Annotated in this window: 5 protein-coding genes and 1 tRNA gene; 2 read left to right on the forward strand and 4 right to left on the reverse strand. The window is 75.6% G+C overall.

Annotated features, from left to right (window positions below):
* From ABEB16_RS04465 to ABEB16_RS04475, 3 genes are all read right to left on the reverse strand, one after another.
* Nucleotides 1-266, reverse strand: a 266-nt coding sequence (locus ABEB16_RS04465; RefSeq protein WP_345711065.1) for a ribose-phosphate pyrophosphokinase-like domain-containing protein, incomplete at its 3' end; no start/stop codon positions are given.
* Nucleotides 263-1759: a bifunctional UDP-N-acetylglucosamine diphosphorylase/glucosamine-1-phosphate N-acetyltransferase GlmU gene (gene glmU / locus ABEB16_RS04470; protein ID WP_345711069.1), complete on the reverse strand. Its 1497-nt coding sequence runs from the start codon at nucleotides 1757-1759 to the stop codon at nucleotides 263-265. The genes glmU and ABEB16_RS04465, both read right to left, overlap by 4 nt.
* A gap of 113 nt (nucleotides 1760-1872) precedes the next feature.
* Nucleotides 1873-1944, reverse strand: a tRNA-Gln gene (locus ABEB16_RS04475).
* Nucleotides 1945-2064: 120 nt separating this feature from the next.
* Here ABEB16_RS04475 and ABEB16_RS04480 point away from each other — a divergent pair.
* Nucleotides 2065-2775: a TetR/AcrR family transcriptional regulator gene (locus tag ABEB16_RS04480; RefSeq protein WP_345711066.1), complete on the forward strand. Its 711-nt coding sequence runs from the start codon at nucleotides 2065-2067 to the stop codon at nucleotides 2773-2775.
* 10 nt (nucleotides 2776-2785) lie between these two features.
* Nucleotides 2786-3319 carry a MarR family winged helix-turn-helix transcriptional regulator gene (locus tag ABEB16_RS04485; protein ID WP_345711067.1) on the forward strand — a complete coding sequence of 178 codons (534 nt, stop codon included), beginning with the start codon at nucleotides 2786-2788 and terminating at the stop codon, nucleotides 3317-3319.
* An 82-nt stretch (nucleotides 3320-3401) separates the two neighbouring features.
* Here ABEB16_RS04485 and ABEB16_RS04490 read toward each other — a convergent pair.
* A partial coding sequence (locus tag ABEB16_RS04490) for a sugar transferase (protein WP_345711068.1) occupies nucleotides 3402-4880 on the reverse strand: 1479 nt, incomplete at its 5' end.

Genomic DNA, 4880 nt, shown 5'->3' on the forward strand with positions numbered 1-4880 from the left:
GAGGCCCGCTTGAGGGCGTCGACCATGATGAGCTGCTCCATGATCCACTCGTTGACCGGAGCCGTGTGGCTCTGGATCACGAAGGCGTCGCAGCCGCGCACGCTCTCCTCGAAGCGCACGTAGAGCTCGGAGTTGGCGAAGGTGTAGGCGCTAGTCGGCACCAGCTCGACCCCCAGCTCGCCGGAGACCTCCTTCGCCAGCTCCGGGTGGGCCCGCCCGGTGATGAGCACCATGCGCTTCTCGCCCGTCGTCGTGATGCCGGTCATGCGGAGGCTCCCTCGCCGTCGGTCGTCCCTGTGGTGCTCTCGGTGCCGGGGGTGTCCCCACCGGCCGGTTCCGCGGCGCGGGCCGCCGCCTCGGCGGAGGCGGACCCGGGCCGCTGGGCCAGCGTCCAGCCCTCGAGGTTGCGCTGCGGGGTGACGCTGATGGCCAGCGCCCCCGGCGGCACGTCCTTGCGGACCACCGTGCCCGCCCCGGTGTAGGCCCCGTCCCCGACGCTCACCGGCGCCACGAACCTGGTGCCCGAGCCGGTGCGGACGTGGTCGCCGATCGTGGTGCGCGCCTTGCGCACCCCGTCGTAGTTGGCGAAGACCGCGCCCGCGCCGATGTTGGAGTGCTCGCCGATGGTGGCGTCCCCCACGTACGTCAGGTGCGGCACCTTCGAGCCGGTCCCGATCTCGGCGTTCTTCACCTCGACGAACGCGCCGATCTTGCCCTCGGCGCCGAGCCGGGTGCCCGGGCGCAGGAAGGCGAACGGCCCGACGGTGGCCCCGGGGCCGACGAGGGCGCCGCTGCCGTGGGTGCGCTCCACCAGGGCGCCGGCGCCCACCTCGACGTCGGTCAGGGTGGTGTCCGGGCCGACGACCGCGCCGGCACCCACCCGGGTGCGCCCGTGCAGCTGCACGCCCGGCCGCAGCACGACGTCCTGCTCGAGCACGACGTCGGCGTCCACCCACGTCGTCGCGGGGTCCACCACGCTCACGCCGGCCAGCATCCACCCGCGCAGGGTGCGCCTGTTGGCCTCGGCGGCCAGCTCCGCCAGCTGCACGCGGTCGTTGACGCCCTGGATCTGCACCACGTCGTCCACCGGCTCGGCCGCCACGCGACCGCCGGCGGCGCGCACGACGCCGAGGACGTCGGTGAGGTAGACCTCCCCGGCCGCGTTGTCGCGGCCCAGGACGGGCAGCGCCGCCCGCAGCGCCGCGGCGTCGAAGGCGTAGACCCCGGAGTTCACCTCGCGCACCGCCCGCTGCTGCGCGGTGGCGTCCTTCTGCTCGACGATGCCCGTGACGGTGCCGTCCTCGCCGCGCAGGACGCGCCCGTACCCGGTGGGGTCCTCCAGGACGGCGGTGAGCACGGTGACGGCGTTGCCGGCGCCCTCGTGCGCCGCGGCGAGCGCCCGCAGGGTCGCCGCACCCAGCAGCGGCACGTCGCCGTAGGTGACGAGGACGGTGCCGGCGAGGTCGTCGGGCAGGGCGTCGAGGCCGCACTCCACGGCGCGGCCGGTGCCGGGGACGTCGTCCTGCCACGCGGTGCGCAGCTGCGGGCGGCCCTCGGTGGCGGCGGCGGCGACGCGCTCGCCCTCGTGGCGCACGACGACGACCAGGTGCGCCGGCTGCACGCCCTCGGCCGCGGCGAGCGCGTGGTGCAGCAGGGGGCGGCCGCCGAGGGGGTGCAGCACCTTCGGCAGCGCCGAGCGCATCCTCGTGCCCTCCCCCGCCGCCAGCACGACGACGGCTGCGGGTCTGGGCTCTGGGATCTGGGGTGGGGGGGTCACCGGGCTGCTCACGCGAGCGGCGCTCCTCGCAGTGGGGGACGTCGCCAGCGAGGATAACCGCCTCGCCGGCGCACCGGTCCGCGGCGGTCCGGCCGCTCCCGGGAGAGGATTCGAACCCCTACTGGACGGGACCAAAACCCGCCGTGCTGCCGTTACACCACCCGGGACCGCGTAAGACCGCGACCGGCGCGGCGGCCACGGCTGCGCGGCCATCCTGCCAGGTCACCCGGGCGGCCCCCGCCCGGTGCGCCGGACGGGTGGCCCGGCCGCGGCCGGCGGCAGGCATGATGAGGGCCGTGAGCCCACCGCGACCCCGCTCCCGCATGACGGGCAGCGAGCGACGCGAGCAGCTCGTGGGCGTCGGTCGCGGCCTCTTCGCCCTGCGCGGCGTGGAGGGGACCAGCGTCGAGGAGATCGCCGCGCGGGCGGGCGTGTCCAAGCCGGTGGTCTACGAGCACTTCGGCGGCAAGGAGGGCCTCTACGCCGTCGTCGTCGACCGCGAGATGCAGACCCTGCTGGCGTCGATCACCGACGCCCTCAACGGCCGCGGCGGCCCCCGGCTCCTGCTGGAGCGCGCGACGCTGGCGCTGCTGGACTACGTCGAGGCCTCCAGCGACGGCTTCCGCATCCTGGTGCGCGACTCCCCCGTGACCCAGGCCACCGGCAGCTTCGCCAGCCTCATCAGCGACATCGCCGGGCAGGTGGAGCACCTGCTCTCCGACGCCTTCGCCGCGCGCGGCTTCCCCGAGCAGATGGCCCCCATGCACGCGCAGATGCTCGTGGGGATGATCGCCATGACGGGGCAGTGGTGGCTGGACAACCGCGGCCCGTCCAAGGACGAGGTGGCCGCGCACATCGTGAACCTGGCCTGGAACGGGCTGTCGGGCCTGGAGCGCGCCCCGGCGCTCTCGCGCGCCGCGGTGCGCCGGCGGGCCGCCCCCGTCCCCGCTCCCGAGGTGCGCGCGCAGGGCGCCGGGCCCACCGGGCCGCTGCCCTAGGCTCGGCGGCATGCCCCCCGCCGACGGCCCGTCCGCGCCGCCCGGCGGTGACGAGGTCGACCGCATCGTCGCCGCCTGGCGGCGGGTGGCCCCCGACCTCGACGTGGAGCCGCTGGAGGTCCTCTCCCGCGTCGCGCGCCTCGCCCACCACCTCGACCGGCTGCGTCGTGGCGCCTTCGCCGCGCACGAGCTGGAGACGTGGGAGTTCGACGTGCTGGCCGCCCTGCGCCGCGCGGGTGGGACGCACGAGCTGTCCCCCGGCCAGCTGGTCGTGCAGACCCTCGTCACCAGCGGCACGATGACCAACCGGGTGGACCGGCTGGAGCGGCGCGGGCTCGTGCAGCGCCGCCCCGCCCCCGACGACGGGCGCAGCGTCCTGGTCCGCCTCACGCCCGCCGGCGCCACCGTGGTCGACGCGGCGCTGGCCGACCTGGTGCGCGCCGAGCACCGGATGCTCGCGGTGCTGCCCGCCGGTGAGCGGCGGGCGCTGGCCGCGCTGCTGCGCCGGGTGACCGCCCCCTTCGAGACCACCGCGCGGGGCTGAGCGCCTCCCCGCGGGGGCGCCGGACGCGGCGGACCCCCGCCACCTCGAGGTGCCGGGGGTCCGCCGCGTGCCCGCGGGTGGCTCAGTAGGCGCCGCGGCCGAAGAGGACGGCCCCGAACGTCTTCCAGATGATCATGAAGTCGAACGTGAAGGACCAGTTCTCCACGTAGCGCACGTCGAGGCGGACCGACTCGTCGAGGTCGAGGTCGGAGCGGCCGTTGATCTGCCACAGCCCCGTCAGGCCCGGCTTCACCAGCAGCCGGCGGCGCATGTCCAGGCCGTAGGCGTCCACCTCCCGCTGCAGCGGCGGGCGGGGGCCGACGAGGGACATCGTGCCGTTGAGGACGTTGATGAGCTGGGGCAGCTCGTCGAGGGAGTACTTGCGCAGGACGCGGCCCACCCGGGTGATGCGGGGGTCGACCTTCATCTTGAAGAGGAGCCCGTTGCCCTCGTTCTGCTCGCGCAGGTCGATGAGGCGCTGCTCGGCGTCCACGACCATCGAGCGGAACTTGTACATCGTGAACGGCTTGCCGTCCTTGCCGATGCGCTCCTGGCGGAAGAGGGCCGGGCCCTTGGAGTCCAGGCGGACCAGCAGCGCCAGGGCCAGCAGCACCGGGCTGAACACGGCGAGCGCGCCGAAGGCGGCGATGCGGTCCACGGTCGACTTGGCCAGGCGGCGGATGCCCTCCAGCTCGGGGCGCTCCACGTGCAGCAGCGGCAGGCCGCAGACCGGGCGGATCGCGACGCGCGGGCCGATGACCTCGGTGAGGGCGGGGGCGACCACGAGGTCGGCCCGGGTGCTCTCCAGCTCCCAGCCGAGCCGGCGCAGCGCGGGGCCGTCCAGCTCGGGGCAGCTGGTGACCGCGACGACGTCGGCGTCCACCGCGCGGGTGGCGCTGCCGACGTCCTCGAGGCTGCCGAGGACCTCCACGCCCAGCTCGGCGAGCTCGGCGTCCTCCTCCTGCGTGCCCGGCCCGCCCGGCACGCACGCACCCACGATGCGCATGCCGTGGTAGGAGGCGCGGTGGATCTGGCGGGCCATCCCGGCGACCGCCGCGCGGTGCCCGACGGCGACGACGGTCTGGCTCGCCTCGCCGCGCACCCTGCTGCCGTGCAGCCGGCGGCGGGCGCCGTAGCGGGCCAGCAGGGTCAGCACGGTCGCCAGGGGCAGCGCCACGACGACGTAGCCGCGGGCGATGTCGAGGTCGAAGGCCCACGAGGTGGAGCCGACGAACGCCACGACCGCCAGGGCCGCGCGCAGGACGCGCTGGAACTCCTCCGAGCCCACCCCGAGGAAGCGGTGCTCGTAGGTGCGCGAGACGAACATCGCGAACACCCACACCACCGGCAGGAGCACCGCGAAGACGACGACGGCCTGGCCGGAGACGCTGCGGGTGTCGGCGGGGGTGTCGCTGAAGCGGGCGAAGAAGCCCGCGAAGGCCGCGAAGGCCGCGGCGGCCGCGTCGGTGGCCACGATGCGCTGGACGTAGTCGCGCTGCCACGCGGACCGCCGTTCCGCGGGGCGCGCCGTGCCGGTCCGCGGCGAGCGGGTCCCCGCGGC

Origin of the sequence: Kineococcus glutinatus (assembly GCF_039542765.1) — a bacterium.
Classification (GTDB): Bacteria; Actinomycetota; Actinomycetes; order Actinomycetales; family Kineococcaceae; genus Kineococcus_A; species Kineococcus_A glutinatus.